This window comes from Geomicrobium sp. JCM 19038 (assembly GCF_000698125.1).
GTDB lineage: Bacteria > Bacillota > Bacilli > Bacillales > Marinococcaceae > Geomicrobium_A.
Genome location: NZ_BAXA01000010.1, coordinates 73967 through 99364, shown reverse-complemented (window position 1 = coordinate 99364; position 25398 = coordinate 73967). Strand labels below are relative to the sequence as shown.

27 protein-coding genes and 1 pseudogene are annotated in these 25398 nt (G+C 42.4%); 4 read left to right on the top strand and 24 right to left on the bottom strand.

Features of this window, described 5'->3' with window-relative positions; all coding sequences use genetic code 11:
* The first annotated feature begins 126 nt into the window (after nt 1–126).
* Nucleotides 127–555, top strand: a complete 429-nt coding sequence (locus tag JCM19038_RS13425; RefSeq protein ID WP_042418853.1) for a DUF2621 family protein — start codon at nt 127–129, stop codon at nt 553–555.
* A 30-nt stretch (nt 556–585) separates the two neighbouring features.
* On the opposite strand, the gene JCM19038_RS13420 is transcribed toward JCM19038_RS13425, so the two are convergent.
* The 5 genes from JCM19038_RS13420 to JCM19038_RS13400 form a co-directional block, all read right to left on the bottom strand.
* Nucleotides 586–1122, bottom strand: coding sequence for a CcdC family protein (locus JCM19038_RS13420; RefSeq protein WP_307190031.1), 537 nt, complete (start codon nt 1120–1122; stop codon nt 586–588).
* Nucleotides 1123–1220: 98 nt separating this feature from the next.
* Nucleotides 1221–1454 (bottom strand): YneF family protein, encoded by a 234-nt coding sequence (locus tag JCM19038_RS13415; protein WP_042361241.1) that lies wholly within the window; start codon nt 1452–1454, stop codon nt 1221–1223.
* A 113-nt stretch (nt 1455–1567) separates the two neighbouring features.
* Nucleotides 1568–1987, bottom strand: a complete 420-nt coding sequence (gene sirA / locus JCM19038_RS13410) for a sporulation inhibitor of replication protein SirA (RefSeq protein ID WP_042418851.1) — start codon at nt 1985–1987, stop codon at nt 1568–1570.
* Between the two features lie 176 nt (nt 1988–2163).
* Nucleotides 2164–4146: a transketolase gene (tkt, locus tag JCM19038_RS13405; RefSeq protein WP_042418849.1), complete on the bottom strand. Its 1983-nt coding sequence runs from the start codon at nt 4144–4146 to the stop codon at nt 2164–2166.
* A gap of 154 nt (nt 4147–4300) precedes the next feature.
* Nucleotides 4301–4531 (bottom strand): DUF896 domain-containing protein, encoded by a 231-nt coding sequence (locus tag JCM19038_RS13400; RefSeq protein WP_042418846.1) that lies wholly within the window; start codon nt 4529–4531, stop codon nt 4301–4303.
* A gap of 482 nt (nt 4532–5013) precedes the next feature.
* Here JCM19038_RS13400 and lexA point away from each other — a divergent pair, with 482 nt between their 5' ends.
* The gene (gene lexA / locus JCM19038_RS13395) at nt 5014–5670 is read left to right on the top strand and encodes a transcriptional repressor LexA (protein ID WP_042418844.1); all 657 of its coding nucleotides are present in this window, start codon (nt 5014–5016) and stop codon (nt 5668–5670) included.
* A 118-nt stretch (nt 5671–5788) separates the two neighbouring features.
* Here lexA and JCM19038_RS13390 read toward each other — a convergent pair whose 3' ends face one another.
* From JCM19038_RS13390 to hpaI, 19 genes and pseudogenes are all read right to left on the bottom strand, one after another.
* Entirely contained in the window at nt 5789–6712 is a 924-nt protein-coding gene (locus JCM19038_RS13390; RefSeq protein WP_152549442.1) for a sodium:solute symporter, read from the bottom strand.
* The gene (locus tag JCM19038_RS13385; RefSeq protein WP_042418838.1) at nt 6684–7250 is read right to left on the bottom strand and encodes a hypothetical protein; all 567 of its coding nucleotides are present in this window, start codon (nt 7248–7250) and stop codon (nt 6684–6686) included. Before JCM19038_RS13385 ends, JCM19038_RS13390 begins: the two co-directional genes overlap by 29 nt.
* Nucleotides 7247–7477: a hypothetical protein gene (locus JCM19038_RS13380; RefSeq protein WP_042418835.1), complete on the bottom strand. Its 231-nt coding sequence runs from the start codon at nt 7475–7477 to the stop codon at nt 7247–7249. Before JCM19038_RS13380 ends, JCM19038_RS13385 begins: the two co-directional genes overlap by 4 nt.
* Nucleotides 7474–7911 carry a hypothetical protein gene (locus JCM19038_RS13375; protein ID WP_042418832.1) on the bottom strand — a complete coding sequence of 146 codons (438 nt, stop codon included), beginning with the start codon at nt 7909–7911 and terminating at the stop codon, nt 7474–7476. The genes JCM19038_RS13380 and JCM19038_RS13375 overlap by 4 nt, the downstream gene beginning before the upstream one ends.
* A 555-nt stretch (nt 7912–8466) precedes the next feature.
* Entirely contained in the window at nt 8467–9123 is a 657-nt protein-coding gene (locus JCM19038_RS13370; RefSeq protein WP_052361658.1) for a class I SAM-dependent methyltransferase, read from the bottom strand.
* Nucleotides 9124–9361: 238 nt separating this feature from the next.
* Nucleotides 9362–10195, bottom strand: coding sequence for a flagellin (locus tag JCM19038_RS13365; protein WP_042418830.1), 834 nt, complete (start codon nt 10193–10195; stop codon nt 9362–9364).
* Between the two features lie 186 nt (nt 10196–10381).
* The gene (locus JCM19038_RS22365) at nt 10382–10588 is read right to left on the bottom strand and encodes a hypothetical protein (protein ID WP_152549441.1); all 207 of its coding nucleotides are present in this window, start codon (nt 10586–10588) and stop codon (nt 10382–10384) included.
* Between the two features lie 795 nt (nt 10589–11383).
* On the bottom strand, nt 11384–12187 hold the full coding sequence (locus JCM19038_RS13360; protein ID WP_052361655.1) for an FAD synthetase family protein: 804 nt from the start codon (nt 12185–12187) through the stop codon (nt 11384–11386).
* Nucleotides 12188–12266: 79 nt separating this feature from the next.
* Nucleotides 12267–12725, bottom strand: a complete 459-nt coding sequence (locus JCM19038_RS13355) for a flavin reductase family protein (RefSeq protein ID WP_042418828.1) — start codon at nt 12723–12725, stop codon at nt 12267–12269.
* A 96-nt stretch (nt 12726–12821) separates the two neighbouring features.
* Entirely contained in the window at nt 12822–13802 is a 981-nt protein-coding gene (hpaD, locus tag JCM19038_RS13350) for a 3,4-dihydroxyphenylacetate 2,3-dioxygenase (RefSeq protein WP_042418826.1), read from the bottom strand.
* A gap of 21 nt (nt 13803–13823) precedes the next feature.
* Entirely contained in the window at nt 13824–15341 is a 1518-nt protein-coding gene (gene hpaE / locus JCM19038_RS13345) for a 5-carboxymethyl-2-hydroxymuconate semialdehyde dehydrogenase (RefSeq protein WP_042418984.1), read from the bottom strand.
* Between the two features lie 72 nt (nt 15342–15413).
* A complete protein-coding gene (locus JCM19038_RS13340; protein ID WP_042418824.1) occupies nt 15414–16931 on the bottom strand; it encodes a 4-hydroxyphenylacetate 3-hydroxylase family protein in 1518 nt (505 codons plus the stop codon).
* A gap of 121 nt (nt 16932–17052) precedes the next feature.
* The gene (locus tag JCM19038_RS13335; protein WP_042418823.1) at nt 17053–18906 is read right to left on the bottom strand and encodes a XylR N-terminal domain-containing protein; all 1854 of its coding nucleotides are present in this window, start codon (nt 18904–18906) and stop codon (nt 17053–17055) included.
* Between the two features lie 62 nt (nt 18907–18968).
* The gene (locus JCM19038_RS25085; protein WP_307190030.1) at nt 18969–19559 is read right to left on the bottom strand and encodes a TRAP transporter large permease subunit; all 591 of its coding nucleotides are present in this window, start codon (nt 19557–19559) and stop codon (nt 18969–18971) included.
* Nucleotides 19489–20277 carry a TRAP transporter large permease gene (locus tag JCM19038_RS25080; protein ID WP_307190029.1) on the bottom strand — a complete coding sequence of 263 codons (789 nt, stop codon included), beginning with the start codon at nt 20275–20277 and terminating at the stop codon, nt 19489–19491. The genes JCM19038_RS25085 and JCM19038_RS25080 overlap by 71 nt, the downstream gene beginning before the upstream one ends.
* The gene (locus tag JCM19038_RS13325; protein WP_052361654.1) at nt 20274–20777 is read right to left on the bottom strand and encodes a TRAP transporter small permease; all 504 of its coding nucleotides are present in this window, start codon (nt 20775–20777) and stop codon (nt 20274–20276) included. The genes JCM19038_RS25080 and JCM19038_RS13325 overlap by 4 nt, the downstream gene beginning before the upstream one ends.
* An 11-nt stretch (nt 20778–20788) precedes the next feature.
* A complete protein-coding gene (locus JCM19038_RS13320) occupies nt 20789–21637 on the bottom strand; it encodes a TRAP transporter substrate-binding protein (protein WP_052361652.1) in 849 nt (282 codons plus the stop codon).
* Nucleotides 21634–21846, bottom strand: coding sequence for a hypothetical protein (locus JCM19038_RS22360; RefSeq protein WP_052361650.1), 213 nt, complete (start codon nt 21844–21846; stop codon nt 21634–21636). The genes JCM19038_RS13320 and JCM19038_RS22360 overlap by 4 nt, the downstream gene beginning before the upstream one ends.
* A gap of 120 nt (nt 21847–21966) precedes the next feature.
* Nucleotides 21967–22883: pseudogene (hpaI, locus tag JCM19038_RS13315) on the bottom strand (2,4-dihydroxyhept-2-ene-1,7-dioic acid aldolase).
* A gap of 212 nt (nt 22884–23095) precedes the next feature.
* On the opposite strand from hpaI, the gene JCM19038_RS13310 reads away from it, so the two are divergent.
* On the top strand, nt 23096–23881 hold the full coding sequence (locus JCM19038_RS13310) for a fumarylacetoacetate hydrolase family protein (protein ID WP_042418821.1): 786 nt from the start codon (nt 23096–23098) through the stop codon (nt 23879–23881).
* Nucleotides 23878–24633 carry a fumarylacetoacetate hydrolase family protein gene (locus tag JCM19038_RS13305; protein ID WP_042418820.1) on the top strand — a complete coding sequence of 252 codons (756 nt, stop codon included), beginning with the start codon at nt 23878–23880 and terminating at the stop codon, nt 24631–24633. The genes JCM19038_RS13310 and JCM19038_RS13305 overlap by 4 nt, the downstream gene beginning before the upstream one ends.
* Nucleotides 24634–25398: the final 765 nt, after the last annotated feature.

Sequence of the window (25398 nt, the reverse complement as noted above, 5' to 3'; positions counted from 1 at the left end):
TTTACTCCTATCATATAATACGTTCGCTAATTTGTCGAAACTAAAAGTGCAAAAATCGTCATCCCTTGTTCAACTTTTTTCTTATATGCTATGATAAGAATTGATTATACGACTGAGGTGAACGACGTGTTAGAAAATCTATTTATGTGGTTTATCGTTTTTTGGGGCGTCTTTATGATCGTTTTTATGTTCATCGGTGGGTTCTTTATGTTTCGAAAGTTTTTGAAGCGTCTTCCGAAAGAAGACGGCAACTCGGTTCTCGATTGGCAAGACTATTATCTTGAGAAAACGAGACACCTTTGGACGAAGCAACAGAGCGATTTGCTCGAAGAATTAATCTCCCCTGTCCCCGACCTGTTTAAAGACGTGGCACGAGAGAAGATCGCAGGGAAAATTGGTGAACTTGCACTAGAACAAAAGGCAAATAGCATATCAGAAGACTTGCTCATACGTGGATACATCTTAGCAACACCAAAACGTGATCATAAGTTTCTAAGACGGAAGCTTGACGAGAAGAACATGAGCTACGAACAATACGAACATCTTCTTTCTTAAAAAAACTCACAGAGAACTGTGAGTTTTTTATTATGTGCGTTCGCCTTTCATCGACAAATTCCAAAGAGTGCCGTCACGCGTCGCTTTCCGGTGAATCTTTTTAAACGAATAGAGCATCGCAATTCGCCACGGTAAAATCATCCCAAAAGCAAGTAAGAAGAACATTCCTGCTAGTTGCGGTAAAACGACTTGTTCACCGAGGATCAACTTTACGATTACTCTCGCAATTAACAATCCGACAAGTAAGTAGATGAACATCTTTGAGCGTTGCATATAAATCTCACCGTCACGAATGTGAAAATTCGACGTGCGAATCAAAAAATACGAACAAATCACACCCGTAATCAATGGACCGAAGATTTGTAACGTCTCAAGACGAGCCGGTTCATAGACGAACATCAAAAACCCGGTACTCATCATAATTGGCGGAATGATAATCTTCTTTACAGAAGCAGGCTTTTTAATTGCTTTCAGACGAATCATAATGACGGCAGACTCATAAAAACGGCTATGATCGTCGTTAAGAGCAAGAGCGTCGATTCTGTCATGACATTGCTCTCCTTCCACTATGTACCCTTATGCACCTATCATACACTGATTCTCTCTAATCATGCAAAATTCATAGAGAAATGATAAAACACCTCGAGTGTAGGAGGTGTTTGTTGTTACTTTTTATTGCTAACGTCTTGCTGCTTTTGCATTGCTTTCATCATTTGATTAATTTTCTTTTGCGATGGGTTTTGTCCCATTTGCATCATCATGACTCTAAGCATTTGCTCATTAATTGGTGGATTCTTCTTCATGTAATTCATCATCGTTTTACGTGCGATGAAAAAGCCTAATGCAACCCCACCTAATAGAGCAGCAAGCGCAATTAACACGACCCAAATAGTGCTCAAAACATTTCCTCCTTACCCTTTTCCATAAGCAGTCTCTACTAAAACGTATGTTTGTCCTAAACAAACACCATCATTATACCTTAACTTCCTACTTATGAAAAGTCCAGAACCAATCAGATTAAGAGGGATTTAAATTTAACCGGCTTTAACCACCCATACTTTTCACGCTGAACATCACATGCAAAAAAGTACGGATCAAGCGATTGCAACGTGTCAAACCACGGCCATTCATCATCATGGCCTTCTTCACTCCAAAGCTGAATACGTTGCTCATTGATCGACATTTTCATTTTTTGTTCGTCTTCAATAAAAATGACTTTACCGCCTGCCATTTTCTTTTTATGGAAAGGTAATTGTTCCGTAATCTCGTCCATCGATAACGGTCGACAAATGTATTCGATTTGTTTTTTGACGATCTCATACAACGGCTTTACCGTCTCGTATTCTTTAAAAAGTCGAAATAGCTTGTCTTCTGCACGCACAAAAGAGTTGGCATATTCTGTTTTTAATAAATAAATGTCATAACGATGCATCGTGAGACCGCCTCCTTCTTGTTTCCTAAATGATAGCAGACAACGCGTAAAAAACATGTCGTTCTATGCAAGGCTTTCCTTCTAATGTCGTCATTTCATTCAATTATTTGTAAAACTAACGTGTCATTTTGAAAACAAAGAGCAGAGACTGTACATAGTCCCTGCTCTTCACGGCATTATTTGAGGACGCTTGTCACGGTGTTCACGACATTGTCGACGTTAAAACCGAATTTCTCCATGACGAGGTCTCCTGGTGCAGATGCGCCAAACGTATCAATACCGATTGATGCGCCTGTGCGACCTGTGTAGCGTTCCCAACCAAACGTGGTACCCGCTTCAATCGAAACGACCGGCACGTCTGATGGTAATACTTCTTCTTTGTAAGTTGCTGATTGCTTTTCAAACCACTCTTGGCTTGGCATGCTTACAACACGCGCTTCAATGCCCTTTTCGTGAAGTGCTTTTTTCGCATCAAGTGCAAGTGACACTTCAGAACCTGTCGCAAGTAGGGTTACGTCCGGTGAACCACTATCACTTAAGACGTACGCGCCTTTTTTCACTTGCTCGTAAGCTGCGTCCGCATCGATCATTGTTGGCAATCCTTGACGCGTAAGGATGAGTGCTGTTGGATGATCTTTCGCTTCAAGCGCCAACTTCCACGCAGCTGTCGTTTCATTCGCATCCGCAGGACGAATTACCGCCAAGTTCGGAATCATGCGAAGTGAACCTGTTTGTTCAACGGGTTCATGCGTTGGACCATCTTCACCAACTGCAATGCTATCATGCGTAAACACGTACGTTGCTGGTACGTTCATAAGCGCTGACAAACGAATCGCTGGTCTCATGTAGTCAGAGAAGACGAGGAATGTCGCTCCGTATGCATGCAAACCACCGTGAAGCATAATTCCGTTCACCGCAGCAGCTGTCGCAAATTCACGAACACCGAACCAAACGTTACGACCCGAACGGTTTTCTTTCGTAAAGTCCTCATGAGCGTTCATGAGTGTGTTGTTCGATGACGCAAGGTCAGCCGAACCGCCGAAGAACCCGTTCACTTCTTCAGAGAGTGCTTGGATCACGTCACCTGATGCCTTACGTGTTGCAAGCTTATCTTCACCAACGGTATATTTCGGTAGCTTTTGAAGATCCGCTACGTTCCACTCGCGATCAAAGGCACGCGTAAGTTCCGCCGCACGTTCAGGATGAGCGCTTTCATAAGAAGCGAACACGTCTTGCCACGCTTTATGCGTAGCGGCTCCTTCTTCTTCCTTCTCACTAAAGAAACTACGTACTTCATCTGGTACGTGGAATTCTTCATGATCCCACTTGTAACTTTCTTTAATGAGCGTTGATTCGTCCGCGCCCATTGGCTTACCGTGTGCCTCGTTCGTCCCTGCACGGTTCGGTGAACCAAAACCAATTACTGTCTTAATCTCAATCATACTCGGGCGGGGATCTTCTTTCGCCGCTTGAATGGCAGCATCAATCGCATCCACATCGTTGCCGTCTTCGACGAGAATCGTGTGCCAACCGTATGCGTCATAACGCTTTAATACGTCTTCCGAGAATGAACGGTTCAAATCACCGTCTAATGAAATGTCGTTCGAATCGTACATCACGATTAACTTGCCTAATCCCAGGTGACCCGCAAGTGACGCTGATTCAGAAGCAACACCTTCCATAATGTCACCGTCGCCACAAAGCGCATACGTATAGTGATCAAAAAGCGTATGATCAGCATTGTTGTACGTGCTTGCTAAATGCGTCTCTGCCATTGCCATACCGACACTCATTGCAAGACCTTGGCCGAGTGGGCCAGTCGTTGCGTCAACACCAGGCGTATGACCAAACTCTGGGTGTCCTGGCGTTTTACTTCCCCACTGACGGAAATTCTTCAATTCTTCAATAGAAAGCTCATAACCACTTAAATGCAACAAACTATATAGAAGCATCGAACCATGTCCAGCTGATAACACGAAACGGTCACGGTTCCACCAATCCGGTTGTTTCGGATTGTGATTAAGGTGTCTTGTCCATAAAGCAAACGCCATTGGCGCCGCTCCCATCGGTAATCCTGGGTGTCCAGAATTCGCACGATTAATACTATCAATTGATAGCGTACGGATCGTATTGATCGCTTTCTCTTCCACTCTGTTCAAGGTGATTCATCCTCTCAGTTCAACCTAAATAGTCTACACCTTTATGATAAACGGTTTCACGAGGCAAAACAACCTTAACGAAAGAGAATGTATGTTCGGTTTAAAGGTGAATAAAAAACCTGGAAAAAAACGTCCAGGCAAGCGGTACCAATCATTAATAAGAACGCTTCGGACTTATGCAATCGACTTCTTTGGGAGTTACATCTTGTCCGTCTTCATTAACGAGTGTGACCGATTGTAACTGATTGCGAAACGTATTCCGTAAATTGTCGAAATACTCCGCTCGTAACGCTTGCTGCTCTTCGATTTCTCGCATGCTCAGGCCAATTGTTCTCGAGCGCTTTGAAAGTTCGTTCATTCGATCAATTCTCTCCTGCGACTTCAACGTGAATCCCTCCCTTATTAAGAGATCGTACACTTTAAGCGTACACGATTGTATGCGCTTACTCAAGGCAACCGTATCATTGGTTAACATAGTCCTATATTCATTGTACGTACTTCTCACACATATCTATACATCATATTCCCTAATAAACCCAATTATAAACCTATAATTATAACTATTCAGACGAAACGCAGAATAATCATTTATCTCCATATTAAAAACCTACGTTTGCAACGGTTAACATGGCAACTACAGCAACAAAGAATAAACCTAAAATAACCCACTCTTCAATCGATGTTCTTCGTAAAAAGCTATGCATTCTCTTCACAATTCTCATCTCCCCGAAACGTTTGTTCGTATATCCACTATAACTAGGAACGAACGTTCGTGTCAAGTAAAAAGTAGAACGGATGTTTGCAAACACATGTTTTGTATGCTATATTCGATATAGTAAAAATTTAGAAATTGTGAGGTGAACGACGGTGACAAAATTGTCTCCACGCCAGGAGAAGATTCTTACGTATATCAAATCTAATGTTAAAGCGAAAGGGTATCCCCCATCTGTTCGAGAAATCGGGGAAGCCGTTGGACTTGCCTCAAGCTCGACGGTTCACGGACATCTCGCTCGCTTAGAAAAGAAAGGCTTCATAAGACGCGACCCAACGAAACCGAGAGCGATTGAAGTGTTGCACCTTGATGCAGACAACGAACAACACGCAGCGCATTCGACAGCTTATACTCAAAGAGAAATGCCTGCACCAACTTCTTACGTGCCGATGATCGGGAAAGTAACGGCCGGACAACCGATTACCGCTGTTGAGAATATTGAAGAATACATTCCATTGCCTGAATCTTACGTCGGTCATGACCAAGTGTTCATGCTCACGATTGTTGGGGAGAGTATGATTAACGCTGGTATTCTTGACGGTGACCGCGTCATCGTTCGCCAACAACGTACTGCAGAGAACGGCGACATCGTCGTTGCCATGACCGAAGATCAAGAAGCGACTGTGAAACGCTTCTTTAACGAAGGAAATCACATTCGTCTTCAACCAGAGAACGATTCCATGGAGCCGATTTTATTAACCGACTGCCAAATCCTCGGCAAAGTCACTGGCGTACTTCGTACCATTCATTAAAATCTGTGGCCATCACAGATTTTTATTATTAGTTTACATAATATATTTATAGTAACTAAAAAACCCGAAGACTAAACGATGATCCATTTAGTCTTCGGGTTTCAATATAACCTACTTATTAATGCGAATAATCGTGGTACGACTTCATCCGATCGAGAACCACTTTTCTTGATGGTTTCGTCACAAATGATACCGAGAATAAGGTTATTGTTGCGAGAGGTAAAGCAATGAGGATTTCAGTGTTATACGGCAAATCAAATAGTAGAAATGCAAGTAAGTACGTAATACCGCCAACAAAGATCGATGCTTTTGCACCTGTGAGTGTCGCTTTTTTCCACCAAATGCCAAATACGAGTGATGGGAACAGTGCAGCACTCATAAAACCGACAGCTGCCGTATACAAAATAACTAGAAAATCAGGCGGACGAAGGGAAATGAGCATTACCCCCAACCCAATGACCCACGTTGCAATCATCGATATTTTCAGAATTTGTTTGTGCGTGGCGTTAGGTCTATACCATCCTTTATACAAATCATACGCAAACGCACTGCTGACTGCTAGTAACAACGCATCTACTGAAGACATAACCGCTGCCATAATTCCCGCCGCAATAAATCCAAGCAATAAAGGTCCGAAAAATTGCTCTGCTGCAAGTAATAACCACATGTCTGAATGATTGTTACTTAACAAACTCGAATCCATGTAGGGGATGTAAACGAGTACAGCCATTGTCGAGACGACCATTAATACACCATAATAAAACATTCCTAAATTCATCGATATTTTCGCTGAGCCTGCACTCGTTGCAGTAAAAACACGCATTAGAAGATGAGGAAGCACACAAATGGCAGTCAGCCAAGTCACAAATACGCCGATGTAAGCGATAAAAGGCATAGCACCGTCAACAATCCCAATCGTTTCATTAACCGTTGTTAAATTAACCATCGCTTCTGGCCATGATACTGGCAAATGAACTAGGCACCGACGGTCATAAGACCTGCCAACACGATGATCATAAACCCTTGTAATATGTTCGTCCACGTGACCGCGAGCATCCCCCCATTGCCACGTACAATACGAATATAACTGCGATAATCACCACGCCCCATTCATAAGAAAGGCCAGTAACGTATGAACCAATTAAACCTCCAGCAGCCATTTGCGAAATTAAATACATTGAAGAGCCAATTATAATAACGAGAGGGACGATTAACTTAAAAAAGCGACTTTCGTAACGTTCGACGAGGAATTCAGTTACGGTAAATTTTTTTGAATTCCGCATCGGCTTGGCGACAAGTACGCTTGCAAACGCAAAACCAGCAATTGCCCCGAATACCATCCACGCACCAAATGGAATGCCAAGTTTGTACGTTGTTCCTGCCGATGCCATAAACGAACCCCCACTACCTAGAGCTGCCATCATCGCTAGTGAATTGACGCCAGTCCCAATATTTCGACCAGCGACGTAATACTCTTCAGTACTGTGTACAGATTGATCAATTTTCTTTTTTGACCATTGTCCAATTACAATTAAGAGGACAAAGTACAAGATCATAATTGTAATTTCAGTAAGTTTCATTGGTCCACCTCTTCTTTCGAGCTAACAGCGACGTTACGACTTTTCTCGAAAGTAATGACGAGCGCAATAAGTGGCATAAACACACAGCCAAAATACGCTGCCCATGCGAGCAGTGATATGTTGAGAATGTATATACTGTGTGTCCATGGCAACATAAAAAGCGTAATAAACCCAAACAAGACGATTAAAAATGCCTTATCTCGCCTTTGCATCGTAAACCAATTCATGATGAGCCACCTCTTTGTAAGCGCTTCCATTTCTGTTTATTAAGCAATTCAAGCAATAACGCAAATTGAAAACGATGGTGTTGACGAATTCGCCAAACGTCTTCATGGATGTAACTCATTACTGTTTGTAACTCACAACGGTTCTGATACTTTGCAGAAACGAGTGTAATCCCACCTGTTCGTGTTGACGTTCCAAGAATTGACTGAAAAAGTCGAGTAAACGGATCATTTGACACGTAAATTAAACTGCACTCTACTCCGTCTGATGCGAGGATAATTTGTTCGTGTTCAATGTCATACATCATATGTGGTGGTGCTTTTCTCTCCCGGTACGGGATCTGTTCGTTCTCATATGCAGTTATAATGTTTTCTTTCACGACGTGCTGTGGTAAACCCGCATACGCTTCAAATCGCTTATAACGAAGTGATAACATACTCTTCCCTCCTTGTTCTTTGTTCAATACTTATGCAAAATTGCTGCCAAAGGTAAACGCTTACAAATGTTCCAAATTGACTTCTTTTAACTCACTTTTAATTTCTCGGCGCTCAAAATTGAATTAGCTTCACAGCACGTAATTGAAGAATATTTCCACAATTAGATTTCTTGATCGACTTCTTCTTTAGATTTATTACAACGCTAGCATGTGCCAATGAGACTGATTTGTCGATTCAACAAGAGGACCCAATTGAAAATAATACAGCATTTTAACTTTTTGGCAGTCTCGTACTAGAATCAGACACCTTTTCTTGTCAAAGTTGAACGGTTGCAAGCGCTTCACCACTCACGCGAGTATGATACTATTTACTTCAACAAAAAAAACGCCACAAAATACTGTAGCGTTCTTTCTCTTTACTTGCAGTGGGTAAGCTGCAAGAATAGAAGTTTGGACTTCTCCACTATATCCCTTGCAAAGGACTTCGACAATCAGTTTTACAATCAATTAACAAACAATTCATACACCATTTACGCTATATCTATTAATGACGGATTACCACGAAGGTTTGCCAGATGTTTTGTGAGATGGAGGCTGCATCGGTCGCTTCTCAATGACTAAGACACTATCGTAATAGCTCATTGAGTACGCGGACTTCGTAAAGTCATTCAATTGTAACCGCTCATCTTCCGAGTGCCACGCATTGAGTTCATCGATCCGTTTCTTCGAATACTCAATAAACGTGTTCGCCTTCTCATAACCACCAGCATAATAACTCATATAACTCGTATGCAAATCTTCAATTAGAAAAACACCATTTTCAGAAAGCAACGGGAACATCTCTTCAAACGTGATGATCTGTTGGTCCATCGAGTGCCCGCCATCATCGATGATAATGTCAAACGTCGGTAACGTTGGTTTGATCGACTTCCAAAACTCACGATCACCTTGATCGCCAATCATCACCTTCACTCGGTCTTCTTCAAATGACTTACACGTTGGATTTATATCCAAACCATAAATGTTCGCATCTTTGCCGAAATAGTCCTTCCACATTTGCAGCGAACCACCGTGAAAGACACCAATCTCCATTACATTCACATCTGTATTAACAAAACGCTCAAAATGCCGCTCATAAATATCGAAATAATGATCCCATTTATGAATTAAGCGCTGATCGTTTTCCTCAAAATAAGCTCGTAGCTTACTCATCCAACCGCCCCCCCTAGACATATCCTTTATTATGTATACGGTAGGTGGTGGATTTTGTTGATTGTTTTAGCAAGAAGCATGGTCAGTATAAACAACAATAAGTGCTATATCATTTGTATATTGTGCGGAACATGTTCCGCACACAAGTGCACCACTGGGAGCTAAATCTTATAAAATTTAATAAACCCTTATAATAAAAATTTAAAAACCCCACCTAGGTGAGGTTTTTAAATGAAATTTATTGAAGAAGTTGAAGCACTGATTGTGGCTGTTGATTCGCTTGCGCAAGCATTGATTGAGAAGCTTGAGAAAGAATGTTGTTCTTCGTGAACTCCATCATTTCTTTAGCCATGTCTACATCACGGATACGTGATTCTGCAGCTTGAAGGTTTTCAGAAGCGTTGTCCAAATTATTAATTGTATGCTCAAGACGATTTTGTACAGCACCTAGGTCAGATCTTTGAGTCGATACTGCATCAATTGCACTTTGAATAGTTGTAATGGCAGCATCAGCACCTTCTTGAGTTGTCAATACCAAGTCTCCCAAGTCTAACCCATCTGTACCTGTAGTCATGTCACCAATATTTAATTCAATATTTTGTCCATTATTAGCTCCAATATGGAAAGTTAAACCACTACCTTCAGCATCAAAATCACCAGCTAATAAAGTTTTACCATTAAATTCTGTATTGTTAGCAATTCTATCAATTTCTTCAGTTAATGCATCGATCTCTGATTGAATAGCTGCGCGGTCAACATCATTATCGTTTGTATCGTTTGCTGCTTGTACAGCTAACTCACGCATTCTTTGAAGAATGCTATGCGTCTCATCTAATGCGCCTTCAGCAGTTTGAATCAAAGAAATACCATCTTGAGCGTTACGGCTTGCTTGATCGAGACCGTTGATTTGCGCACGCATCTTTTCAGAAATTGAAAGCCCTGCTGCGTCGTCTCCTGCGCGGTTAATACGTTGACCTGAAGATAATTTCTCCATTGATGTTTGCATTGCGTTTTGGTTCATGCCCATTTGGCGGTGAGCGTTCATTGCGCTCATGTTGTTGTTGATAATCATACTTGTCACGTCCTTATAATGTTGTTTAGGTAGCATCCATTCTACCTATTTGAATGACATCCTTGTCATCCTTACATAGTTTATATCGGACGGTTGTAACGGTTGTTAATAGTTATTCAAAACTTTTTTAGGAATTTAGAGCAAAATGTTTTCACCTAAACAATTACAGCTGTATAAAAATTCAATTCACACGTACTTAGCACTTAACCACCGATTAATTAAAAAGAACAACAACCCTGATAACAGATACACAATGTTAATTAACATCCCTTCAGAAAATAGTGTCCCTAACAGTAACAACGAGATTACTGAACCCATTAACATGCTTATCCCTGAGAAAATGACTGTTCCATAAAAGACGTTTATTTTGCTACTTAATATTGTGTAAACCATGATACAAACCACATGTAATGGAATCACTAAAACTAAGAAAATAGGTAGCATTGCCATTATTACGTAATAGAACTCAACCATTGGAGAATTTATAGTGTAAAATACTATAAATAAAACAAACACGATCACACTGCTACAAAAAGCACTCGCTATACTTACAATAATATTGATAGAAATCCCTCCTTCTAGAAGTCGGACTTCTTTTACACAAATTCATACACCGGCATAGTTGCAGTCATCGTTTACTACCATTATAGACATCTGATTGCAACGAAAGAAGCGAGTTGAGGCTCCACAGAACTAATATGTACTGAACCCCTATTTATTGGACACTTGTTAACTAGCGTATTGATTGATCCATCCGATCTGCTCCCTACAATTGACAAGCAAAAAAAAGAAATGAAGCACTAACTTCATTTCCCAGAATGTCGGAAAAGTCCTGTTCTTCTATAATAGAAGTAATAAGTGAATGAATTTATATCTAAATGTATTAAGGTAATACATTTAGTGTTGCTTTTGTAAATTCAACATGCCATATAAAAGCGGCTGTCTTGGCGAAGACGCCTGCGGCGGCCTGCAAAGCAGGTTGGTTCGACACCATTGCTATAAGCAATGGCTGTTGAACTTCCTTTATTCGTTAGCAGAAGATCATCGTGCGTAGCACTAAGCTCGGGCAACGCCCGCGGCAAGCGTAGCCACAGAAGCCGCTTACTCATTTACGAGTACACTTCTGGTACATTTATGTTTCTCAACAGCCTCGAAATGAAGCGCTAGCTTCATTTCCGATTATTGTCTCTATATCAAGTACACAAGCCGCTCATCACGACTGCATGTATACACCCGCTCCCTGCCTGCATCTGCGATCAAGCTCTCCCACTCCATCACCACGGCTTCCCCGTCTTCAATCCACATGTTTCTGTCAAACTGAACGAGCAGTTCATCCTGATCGGATACTTCACAAATCGCTTTTGTACGCTCGTTTCGTATGATTACGGTGACTTCGTATCGTCCGTTACCCGGAAGCATATAATCCGGGGATACATCCAACACGTGCCTCGACTGCTCTCCCCGTATTATTCCGTTGATTGTGTATCGTTTCCCCAAATAGAATGGTACATCTTCTACACGCCCTGATGTGATTTTCTCGCGAAGAAGGGTTGAGCTTACTTTCTCGCCGAACCGCTCGAACTTAGACACTGTTGTGACTTCGAAGCGGTCGTTTGCATCGATCTCTAGTTGCTTCATATTTCCTTTGCCTTTACAACCGTACGTAAAGTCAAATCCTGCGACGGCATGCTTGCAACCTAACTTCACTAAATACTGATTTACAAAAACATCGTGAGGGATCTTTGCGAATTTAATGTCAAATTCGACAATATATAAGAGGTCAACGCCAAGCTCCCTGAACTGTTTCTCTTTTTCTGGTAGAGGCGTTAGATATTGTGTGATTCCTTCTTTCTTAATGACCGAGCTGGGATGAGGATAAAACGTCATAACAGCCAGCTTGAGATTTTTCTGTTTGGCAATTTGTTTAGCCGTCTCGATAATTTTCTGATGCCCTAGGTGAATGCCATCAAAGAACCCTAACTCATCACGCATGGATTACTGCTGTTTCTGACCGCTTCAGGATCCTTAATTCTGAACGTCTTCATTTCTCCACCTCCTGCTCATCACGTTGTTAACTAATCTGTTTATACTTGCCTTCGAAAAATGTGAGAGGGTCCCCATCTTTCACGTGCAGATTCTTGACCTCACCAACAAACAATACGTGATCACCTGCTTCGTACGTATGGTAGACACGGCATGCTAAGCTTACGAGAGAATCTTTAATAACAGGTGTTTCTTCAAACTGATCAAATGCAATCTCTTTCTTCTCTTTCACCTGACCGGCAAATACCATCGATAAATCTCGTTGGTCGTCACCTAAAATATTGACGGCAAAAGATTGCGATTTCTTAATATACTCACACATCTTCGCTTTGTTCCCTACCGAAATTAAGATCAGTTTCGGATCTAGCGACACGGACATAAATGCATTTGCCGTCATGCCGTGTACGTCACCTTCAACTTCTGTCGTGATGACGGTCACGCCTGTGGCGAATTTCCCCATTGCTTTTCGAAATAATAAATCATCCATTGATCGACACCTCACAGTTAGAGTTCGTATTCAAGTCAACGAGTGACACTGCGCCTAACACCACGTACTCATCATCCTATTCCAAACGTTTCGCTACTAAATGACGAACGTCGGTTTCCGTTTCTTCAGCGTCGGTTCGTTCAGACCAACTTCTTCACCCGTATGAACATCCAGTACAAGAGAAGCTTCATCGAACCAGCTATCCGGTGCTTCGTGTCCCCAGAACGTTTGTCTCATCGGATCGTCAAGGTCCCATTTAATCGGTTTAAAGTCAGGATCGCTCGTTAGATAGTCGCCATTATACAGCTCGATGCGATGGCCGTCTGGATCTCTTAAATAAAGGAAAAAGGCATTGGACAATCCGTGACGTCCTGGTCCCCGCTCGATGTTCGGTGCATAGCCCATTGACGCAAGAACGTCGCAGCAATCAATTAGACTCATCGGGTCTTTTAACCAGAAGCCAACATGATGAAGACGAGGTCCTTGACCGTTCATGTAGGCAACATCGTGAACCGTCGGCTTCCGGTGCAGCCAAGCTGCCCAAATCCGCTCTTCTTCTCCTGCCGTATATTCAGAACAAGCAAAACCTAATTCATTCGTATAGAAGTTGTAGGCTTTCTCAACATCAGCGACCATACAGTTGAAATGATCTATCCGCTGCACTTTAGCGCCTTTGTATAGATCATAACGCTGAAGCAGACGCTCAACCGTTTGCATTTCGGCATAATATTCCGTCGGAAGTCCAGATACATCTTGGACTCGAAGCGTACGACCGACCGCAGGTTGCGTTCCTTTCTCCATCCACTTCACGTCATAGCCTTCATTCGTGTAGAAATCCGCCAACGCATCAAGGTCGTTCTCCGATGTTACCTTATAACTAATCGCTTCGACTGCTGCTTTTTCTTTCTTCTTTAGCCACAAACTATGGTGGTTGTGTTCTTCGAGACCACGATAAAAGATATTGTCCTCATCTGATTCCGTTTCAATAAACCCAAGAGCCTCATAAAAACGTCTGGAGCGTTCTAAATCTGTTACATGTAAAATAGCACGCCCTGTACGGATAATATCAAAGTTCATTGTGCTCCTCCTTTTGCCTTTTTAATTTTTTCCGAATTGTGGAATGTGATGCTCTTTCATCGCAACATGAATGACTTGAAGCTCTGTGTAAAATTCAAACGCATAGTGGCCTCCTTCACGACCAATCCCGCTATGCTTCGAACCACCAAACGGTGTTCTTAAATCTCTGACATTTTGAGAATTAACCCATAACATGCCTGAATCAATTGCTTGCGCTACCCGATGGCCACGCTGTAGATCGTTCGTCCAGACGTACCCTGCCAGCCCGTAACGAACGTCGTTCGCTTTTTCAATGACTTCTTCTTCGTCTTTAAATGCCATAACGGCAATAACAGGACCGAAAATCTCTTCTTGCACCACCTTCATGTCTTGACTAGCATCTAGTAGAATCGTTGGCGGCACGAAGTTCCCGTTTTCAAACTCTGATGATACATGACCTTGTATCACTTGGCAGCCTTCTTCTTTTGCTATATCAAGATAACGGTTGACATTGTCAAAGTGCTTCTTGTGGATGAGTGGCCCGACTTGCGTCTCGGCTTTTAGCGGATCGCCGACGCGGATATTCCTTACACGCTCTTGGAGTGCACGCGTGAACGGTTCTGCGATCTTCTCATGAACATATAAGCGAGAGTTCGCCGTACAGCGCTCCCCATTAAATGAGAAGATCCCCCACGTACATGCGTCTAGCGCTCGTTCAAAGTCCGCATCATCAAAGACGATAATTGGTGATTTCCCACCGAGTTCCATTGAAAACTGTTTCAATGAATCTGCACCATTTTTCATAATTTCTGAACCTGTCGTCGTTTCTCCCGTAAATGAAATCAGTTCTACGTCTGGGTGAGCAACGAGTGCTGCACCGGCATTTTCGCCGAAACCGTGTACAACGTTGAAGACCCCATCTGGAAGCCCTGCTTTGTGAATAATCTCTGCCAGGCGATTGGCAGTTAATGGAGACCATTCCGCAGGTTTAAGAATGACGGTGTTACCGGTCGCTAACGCAGGTGCAATCTTCCACGTTTCAAGCATGAACGGGGCGTTCCACGGCGTAATCAACCCCGCGATGCCTACCGGTTTATGAATCGTGTAGTTCAGGAACTCATCATCTACCTGATAAACCTCCCCGACTAAGCGGCTTGAAACCATTTCTGCATAGAAGCGGAAATTCTGCGCGGCTCTTGCGACCATTTTCTTCGTCTGGCTAATTGGCAAGCCCGTATCATACGATTCTAAAGGAGCAATTTCATCGATGTGTTCGTCAATCAAATCGGCAATCTTGTTGACATACTTCAACCGTTCACTAACTTTAAGGCTACCCCACTCTCCGTTAAACGCCTTGCGAGCCGCTTTTACAGCGCGATCAATATCCCCTTTTCCTCCGGAGGCTACTTGATTGATTTTCTCATTCGTAAAAGGGTTCACATTATCAAACACTTCAGCACTCTCTGCATCCACAAATGTTCCATCAATGTATAACTTGATATCTTGCACTTGAGGCACTGCAACTTGATTTTCATTGTAAGATTTCACGTGATTTGTCATCGTCTTGTCCCTCTCTTCTCTTTGAATCTTCAATTCAGGCATTCGCTTCTCACATCGTGACTGGAGATGCTTTTAGTAAAGGATCTTCTCTTTGCTGTGATCTGGGTTTAACCATGTGTCATTCGTCCAGCCGTCAAGATCGTAGTCACTCATCGCTTGATCTACAAAGTCAATGTATCGGTCTGTCTCACCTTTCGTTTGTGCAAGCTTCAGTGCATCTAGGCGAATTCCTTCATTATTGCCTGCATAATTCATTTCGTAGAGTTCATTACGTCCGCCGAATTCTGTGCCGATCGCGTCCCAAATCAACTTCATCAACTTAATACGCTCTTCCGCAGACACACCGCCTGATCCTTTATAATACATATCTAAATATGGTCGGAGCTCAGGGTTTTGGAAGTCCTTGGCGCTTGATGGAATTGATATTAGACCACCAGCGACGACCGAATTAAAGATTTGCTTGATCTTTGGCCAAACGGTCGGTGCGAACGTTCGGTAAGCGGTTGCATACGTTGAGTTCGGAAGCACAACGCCATTTGCGCCTTTTTCCGGGTTCGTCGCCATCGCCGTCGAGATTGCCCAGAACATGTTGCGGTAAGAAATGACTTCTCCGATATTCGCTTGTACGCCGCGGAAATTGTGTGTACCTGCCATTCTCGTCGCTTTAATTAAGAGACCGACCATGAAATCGAGCTTCACAGCAAAGCGCGTACACCCTTGGAAAGTATAGCGATTTAACCAGCCTGTTTTCGGACGGAAGCCATTGGCAATGTCCACATTTTTATACGTTAAGATGTCTTCCCATGGAATGAGAACGTTGTCTAAAACGATGACCGCATCATTCTCATCAAATCGACTCGATAACGGATAATCAAATGGTGTCCCTAACGTTGTTGCCATTTCTTCATACGATTGACGACTGACAATTTTTAGGCCTGGTGCGTTCATCGGGACGAAGAAGATTAACGCATGGCTTTGATCTCCTTCTCCGAGGTCTTGCGGTGAATAATTCGCCACAAAGTTATAGTGAGTCAACGCTGCAGATGTGCCGACCATTTTGGCACCGCTTACAATTACGCCGTCATCACGTTCTTCTACTGCACGAACGAAAACATCTTTGTTTTTGTGTAGTGGCTGATCTCGGTCTAATTGTGGATTTACGATCGTATGGTTGCAAAACGGCATCTCACGTTGTGCTTTTTTGTACCATCTGCGTGCATTGTCTTCAAACCCTTTATAGAAATCGGCGTAAGGTCCAAGAGAGCCTGTAAAAGCGGCTTTATAGTCAGGCGTTCTTCCCATGAATCCATAGCTCAATTTCGTCCATTCAGCCATTGCATCCCGTGCACCTAACAGTTCCTCTGCGCTTTCCGACGCTTTGAAGAATTTATGTGTTTTGTATCCATCTTCTGTTGTTGTCGTTAAAATGTCTTGTTTCTTAGGATCGTGAAGTGCATCATACAACAATGAAATCGACCTTGCGGCATTCCGATACGCAGGGTGCGTCGTTACATCAGCAATTTCCTCTCCATTCAAATAGACAACTCTTCCATCATTGAGACTCTCTAAGTACTCTTTTCCGTTCATCATATGAAAACCTCCTAAGTGGTTGTATGATTACGTCCAAATCATACTTCCATCTTATCGGTTCAATCATCGATGATCTACGATACGAGGTGTCTAACTTTTTGAATTTATTAGACACTTCGTATCAGTCTACGTGTAGCTCCCCTTCTGCAATGAGTACTTGCAACGTAACTAAGATCTGATGACTATGCATAGGATCGCGAAGGCTCGTACCTAAAAGACTTTCTAACTTGCTAATTCGATAGCGAAGGCCGCTCTTTGACAGCGCCAATTGTGTCATTGATTTCTCCAAATTCCCTCCGTTGATCAAGAACACATACAATGTTTTTAGGAAGTCATGGTTTTCGAATCGTTGATCATACAACTCTCCTAGCAACTGTCTTGCTTTTTGTTCAATCATGTTCTTGTCGTTTGAGCGAATTAAGAGAGCTGTCATGCCTAAGTCGTCAAAGTACGTCAATTGGTTCGCGAGTGTCGTCATTTGTACCGCTGTGACCGATTCTTCATAACGTTCAGGTGCTTCAAGAATCAACTCACTGCGCGTACTCACACCCATCTTAAATGAGTACCCTTTAAATTCTTTTGTTAGGTTAGATAGCAATGATGTACATTGCTTTCTGACTGTCTCACCATTCGCAGTAGAATCTTGCATTAAAAAAACTAGATTCCCATTGCGTTGACCAATTAATTTATCAGAAGACCTCTTAAAGAAATCAACGACTCGTTCCATTAATTGCTCATGAAAATACAGGTCGCTTTTCATTTCCAATTGCTCGACACGATACTTCAACACAACCATGTAATAAGGCTGATCAAGATTCATTTCCACGAATTGACCACGCTTTACGATTTCTTTTGCAGACGACAACTCTTTATTTAAGATTTGGTCTAGAAAATGTCCTTTCATTCGTTCTGCGGCTTCAAAAGCACTTTTCTCATTCATTAAATACAATGAACAAACCGTCGCTACCCGTTCTAAGATCATTTGATCTGCTTCTGATGAATACGTGCCGTTGGTATAAAGAAGCGAACAGTACCCAAGCTGCTGCTTTTCTAAAAAGATCGGGGATGTTAGGCGATGATAAGATTGACCGACAATGACACTTGTTTGGTTCATCGCTTGAAAGTTAACCAATCGCTGGTTCTCGATCGTTTTTTCAATGTCATGGCGAATCTCGTCTAATGAAAGTACATCCACTCCAGCGAAAGCAATAGGCTGTAACTGAATATCTTCAATAACGATTGCTGTTCCATTTTCTCTGTAGACGATATCCGAAATCGCTTGAAGGTCACTGCCGCTCATTAACGCTTCGGTTAAGCGTTGATGGATGAGGAAGGCTTTCGATAAGTTGTTTCGCTCCTGTAGCAGTTGTTCATACGTCGATTGCAATTCATTCTTAATTGGAGAAGGTTCATAATACAACACCTCATCTGCAATCTCATCGGTCCATGCAGATAACGACTTTCCTACATAGTTGCACTCCTTATCACCACGTGCCTTACAGCTGACTTCCTTAAAAATCACTTGGTGACCGCACACTTCTGAATAATAACCGCTCGCAAAACCTGTAAGCGTATGGCATACAGGCACTTCTGATAACCCAAACTGGCGAATATGTTCTTCCGCTTCGTAGGAGCTGAACCACATTCCTTCCACATGTACTGCTCCTGAGTGATCAATCTTTAAAGAAGTTGTTTTTACATCGGTGTATCCTTTAAGCATATGTAAAACGGGCCCTTGTCTTAATATCTCTTCTACAGAACGATACTGATTGGCCAATGCCTTCTTGGCATCATTGTTACCTAAGTTCCAACCATACCGTATTAAAAAGCCTTTCGTCCGATCTTTTCCAATATTGTCGATAAGATCCTTGCGGAGTGTGCCGAACACATTCGTTGATGTAAGAATCATTCGCTCGCCGTCAAGATAAAGTTTTCCTTTTTCTTTCGACATCGATTTATAGAGATCCGGCTTCATGTATCATTCACTCCTCTTAATGAAAAAACTAGGTATGAAGCTTATCTTCATACCTTGCGATGTTATCCTCCACCTGTCATCAAATTCGGAACAAACGTAATTAATTCTGGGAATAGAATGAATAGAATGACAGCGACAAGCATGGCAGCAACCATCGGGATCACCGCTTTAAAGATTCTCTCAATCTTAATGTCTTTCATGACACCACTTATAATGTAGACACTGATTCCAAGAGGCGGCGTAATTAAGCCGATGTTAATGACCATCACCATCATAATCCCAAACCAGATGCCATCGAATCCAAGTTCCATAACAATTGGATAAATGACCGGCAATGTCAAAACGAGAATCGCGATGCCTTCTAGAAATAAGCCGAGTACGAGCAGCACAAGTAAAATCATAATCATGATCATGATGGGAGACCAATCCAATTGATTAACAAAACTGGTCACTTCCGTCGGAATCCGGCTGATCGCTAGAAATTGACTAAACAAATCTGCCCGATCAAAATTAAAAAAATCATAGCGGACAGTCTCGTTGACTCTCCTAAAGCTTGGATTAATCGTTTGATGTTCATCCTTCTCATAATGATCGATAACAACAATGCACCGGTTGCCCGATGGCTCCTGCCTCCGTCGGTGTAAAGATGCCAAAGTAAATGCCACCAATCGTTAAGAGAAATAATACCATAAACGGCCATACTAACGAGAGCATTTTAAAGCGCGTCTTCCAAGTAGACTTCTCCGACGGGGGACCTGCCTGTGGATCTTTACGTACCCAAATATAGACAACAAACATAAATAACAGTAGATTAATGAGCCCAGGTACTAATCCTGCCACAAGCAGTGCGCCAATCGGCTCCATCGTTAGCACACCGTACAGAATTAAGATGACGCTCGGTGGAATTAGCACGCCGAGTGTTCCTCCAGCTGCAACACTTGCTGCCGATAACGTAGGACTGTACCCGTACTTCTTCAATTCTGGCAATGTAATTCTCGACATGGAAGCAGTCGTCGCATTCACTGAACCAGAAATTGAAGAGAAGATCGCACTCGTTCCGAGTGTCGTAAACGCCATCCCCCCGCGCACATGACCAATCCATGAATCAACGGCACGAAATAAATCATTCCCTATATTACAGTAAGACAGGATCATGCCCATTACAATGAATAGCGGAATGACGATCAATGAATACGAACTTGCTGTTGCAAACGGAGATGCTCCTAATTGAATAAACCCAGCTTCGAACGTTCGAATCATACTGAATCCGAAAAACCCAACAAAGATCAGTGAAATGCCGACTGGAACTTTTACTAAGAACAATATGAGTAACGCAACGATTCCAATCATCCCGATCATTTCTGGTGTCATGCTTTCTCCACCGCCCTTCTAAAGTGCTTCAGACTTTCTAAGAGGGCCGTAAGCGCGAACATAAACGCACCAATTGAAATTAAGAGAATAAACGGATACAGTGGCAACTGTAAATCTGTCGTAATAACATTCTGATTCATAATGTAGATGCCTTCTAGAAAGATGCTCGTTCCCATAAGTACTAATAACACGCATACAAACAATTCAATGATCCCCTCAGTCACATGTCGCGGCTTATGAGCAAGCTGATCTACCGCAAAGCCTATCGCGATATGCTCTTTATGGCGATGAGTCACCGCCAAAGCAAAGAAGATTAAAATTGCTGAACCAAATTCGGTCAGTTCAAATGCCCCTTTAATCGGTTGGTTAAAAAAGAAACGTCCGATTACATCGCACGTAATTAAAATCGCTACAAGAAATAGAATGATGTTTGATATCATGTGCAAAACATTCAAGACCGGTTGCAACAGCTGCTCAATTCTCAATAGTAAATTCCCCATAGTGTATACTCCTAATTTAAGTTTTGCTCGACTGCTTTGTCATAGATTTCTTGACCGGGAAGCCCTCGCTCTTCTTTATCCTTGATCCAATCATCAATGGCAGGTTGCATTCGTTCTCGCCACTCTTCAATCTCGTCCTCATTTAATTCATAGAATATAGCACCCGCTGCTTTGGCGGTCTTTATTGCCTCTTCACTTTGTGCATCATGCATGGCGCCAATCTGCATCGCCATGTTCCGTCCTTTGATTGGATCAATCGCTGTTTGATGTTCGTCCGAAAGTGAACGCCAACTCTCCTGATTCATCGCTCCATAAAATGTTGTCATGTAGAAATTACCGATCGTCACGTAATCAATGACATTTTGCAAACTATAATCAAGTAACGTATGAGTGGGCCCTACCATCCCATCGACAACGCCGCGATCTAATGCTTCATAGACATCGCTCATCGGCATCGACACCGGCGTCGCACCAACTTCCTCTAGCCACGAGTTCACTTCCATTGATGGAGAGCGAATACGCATGCCTCTTAAATCCTCAATTTTCTTTACTTGTTTTTCAGTCGTATAAAGTTGTGCAGGCTCTGACGTCGCTAACCATAACAATTCAACATCGTCATATTCTGCTCGCAGCTCAGGGAACTCATCCATTAAGTCCCACATAATCTCTGCCCCTTCTGTCGCGGACTCACTAATAAACGGAAGTTCCAACACAGAGGTTAACGGAAATTGGCCTGGGCGATAACTATGCACGCTATACCCCATATCAACGACGCCTCGCGCCGCTGCATCATAATGACTATCAGGCTGAGCGAGTTGATTACTCGGGTAAGACGTAATCTTTACTTCTCCATTCGTCACCTCTCAACATCGGAGATAAATCCTTGTACGACTTCAGTTTCCATCGGAACACTAGACGGGAAAAAATGAGAAAAAATAAACTCCTGCTTTACTTCATTGTCCTCGTTCAACTCTGCTGACGTTTCCACTGTACTTGAACATGAAGCAGCTACAAGCATACTGCTAAGGAGTATCAACACGGTCAAAAACGGATTCTTTCTTTTACTCATGTCATCGATCCCCTTTATTAAGCGCTTACATTCAGAATGTAAAGAAGGGAAGTGTTCTCGCACTTCCCTCAACTTATTGTAACGACCTCTCAACCCTTGTCGCACACCAGTGTATGTTTCTTACACCGGCTGCAAAGCAATTTTGTAGTCTTCAAGTGTTTTACGGATTTCTTTTTGTAAACTTTCAGACGGCAAGTCCATCGGCATACGTAATACCGGTTCAATCATCCCCATCATACCTAGAGCAGCTTTAACCGGTGCAGGGTTCGTATCTTTGAACAGCACGTCATTTAGATTCATTAATTCAAAGTGTAAGTTTCTAGCTGTTTCAATGTCTCCGCGCTCCCACGCATTATGCATCTCCGCCACTTTGGCAGGTTCAACATTGGCAGTAGCACTGATGGAACCTGCGCCGCCAATTGTAAGCATCGGATAGCAAAGCAATTCGATCCCAGAAAATAATAAGAAGTCACGCCCACACTTTAACAACACACGATTAACATGTTCGAAGTCTTTATTTGATTCTTTTGCGCCGATAATGTTCGGACAATCTTTCACTAGCTGTGCCATCGTATCAACTTCAAGGTTTGTGCGGTTCTCCCTGGAATATTATAAATGATAATCGGAATTTCAACAGAATCTGCAACCGCTTTAAAATGTTTATACAGCGCTTTTTGATTCGGCTTATTGTAATAAGGAACGATCACCATCGCTGCATCGGCGCCCATCTCTTCTGCTTTCTTCGTCAGGTACAACGTTTCATCGTGGTTCGTTGAACCTGTTCCAGGCGCAAACGGCACACGACCGTTAATCGTCTTCATCGCGTTTTCCATCACTTGAACGCGCTCTTCTGTCGTTAACGAGCTCGGCTCACCCGATGTGCCTGTAACCGAGATCGCATGAGACCCATTTTCTAGTTGGTATTCAATTAGTTCTGATTGTTTGTCGAAATCAATATCATAATTCGCCTTAAATGGTGTAATCACTGGCGCGATCGAACCTCTTAATCGTTTCTTAATTTCTTCGTATTGACTCATGTTATTTCTCCTCCTTAGTCATTAAGCACGTAATGAATACTCATCTTTCGGTCTTAAGTGAGATTATATATAACATCATATATGATTACAAGTTGAATTTTATTTACTTTCTAAAAATTATTATTCCTTTTCCGTAATTTCCGTTGAGTAATTGATTGAAAACTAAAAATCATATATAATAATGTATATCATTTACAAAGGGGAGAATACACATGGTTAAAATATACAGCCGTAGACAAGAAATGGAGCAAGCTCTCGAAGCTGAGCTCGACCTTGTTGCACAAACTGTCACGTTCCAATCGAACACGTACGACGTGAACGAACTTCGCTTCGCAGTTCCGAAAATTGGAACCGTTTACGGAACTGCATTGAATTATGAAGGCGAACTTGCAAACTTAGGTGAAAAAGTAAATGAAGCACCTTATAAAAACCCACCAAAAGCGCCTGTCCTCTACATTAAGCCTAGAAACACCTTTTGTGCACACAAAGCTGATATCCCCTTTCCAGAAGATAGCGACTATTTGCAAGCCGGAGCGGCTTTAGGTATCGTTCTCAAAAAACAAGCGACGCGTGTCCCTATTGATCATGCCGCTGACTATATCGCCGGGTTTACGATTGTCAATGATGTTAGCATTCCACATGAAAGCATGCACCGACCAGCAATTAAGCAAAAAGCGCGAGACGGTTTCTGTCCAATCGGTCCGTGGGTTGTTGATGCGTCCGACGTCGATCGTGCTGATGATTTAAACATTCATGTCTATATCAACGATGAACGACGTCAATCAAATTCCACGAAGAACCTGATTAGAGATATCCACACACTGCTTGCAGACGTAACCGATTATATGACGTTATACGAAGGTGATGTACTGTTAGTCGGAACACCTGAGAATCCACCGTTGTTCCAAGCAGGCGACACTGTGCGGATCGACATCGAAGGAATCGGTTCTTTAGAAAACAAAGCGGTTGCCAAATCAACCAAGGGGGTTAACGTATGAAACGAGCAAGAGTTGCCATCGACGGCGCTATTCATGAAGCGGTTGAAGTAGAAGGGAAATTGAAGCTTGAAGACGGTCGGATCTTTACAGAGGATCACGTCACTTGGCTACCTCCTGTAGAACCGGGAACAGTGTTCGTACTCGGTCTAAATTATGCTGATCATGCGAAAGAACTGTCTTTTAATGCACCAAAAGAGCCACTCGTCTTTTTGAAAGGGCCGAATACGTTTCTCGGTCATAACGGTTCTTCCGTTCGTCCTGAAGAAGCGACGAATATGCATTATGAATGTGAACTTGCCGTAGTTATCGGTAAGCAAGCCAAAAACGTAAAAAAAGAAGATGCTTATGATTACGTAGCTGGGTATACTGTCGCCAATGACTATGCCATTCGAGATTACCTAGAAAATTATTACAGACCAAACCTTAAAGTTAAAAATCGTGATACGCTAACCCCGATCGGCCCATGGCTCGTCGATAAAGAAGACATCAAAGATCCGATGAACCTTAAACTAAAAACATCGGTTAACGGCAAGGTCACTCAACAGGGACACACGAGCGACATGGTGTTCTCGATTCCTTACCTTATTGAATATTTAAGCAGCTTCATGACACTAAACCCGAACGACATCATTCTTACAGGCACACCAGAAGGGCTCGAGAAAGTTAATGCCGGCGATGAAGTTATTACTGAAATTGAAGGCATCGGGCAGTTGCGGAATTATATTATTAGCGACAAAGAACTGGTTACGTAAATCTCGGAAACTCTTGAAACGAATACATCTGTATAAAGGAGCGAACGCTTTACATTTTGTGGACTACAGTGCGGGCAAGAAATCCTATCCTAAACGACAATAAAGCCCTATCCCTAACCGGATAAGGCTTTTTAGCTTTTAGTAAGAGCTCATTAACTGCTCGTACTCCTAAGCGTGCACTTGAGTGCGGAACATGATCGTGACTAAAATTGGTTAGAACTTGAACTTTCCTTTATAGATTAATATACAGAATATTTACACTTAAAAAACCATATAATAAATCTTTATTGCCATCATATGATGGTGAAGGAGGGTGCCGTCTAACACCCTAATGGGATATAGATGCTGCATAACCCTCCGCTACAAATTTAACATCAGCATGCTCCCCTGCCCAATGTATACCTTCTTAAGAACTTGTACATAATTTTAATACAGCAGCCCTTTGTTTTGTTCTCGCATGAACCTTGACACTTCCCTTTATGGGAAGTGCTTTTTTTGTGTTAGTAAAATTTCTTTCGCATATGGCATTAGGATTATATGTAACCTTCTCCTTATTTGCGAATTCGCCTCGAATGTACTTTTTATGTAAAAAAACACCCCGCACGGTTAATTGCGAGGTGATCACTCGACCATTGCGAGCAAATAATGGAACCTCAATTATAGCACTAATGATCTATACTATTAACACTTAGCAACTAGCAACCATTTCCATTTTTTCACTTGATGTACACAACAAAGAACGTACATCAGCTGTATCACGCATGT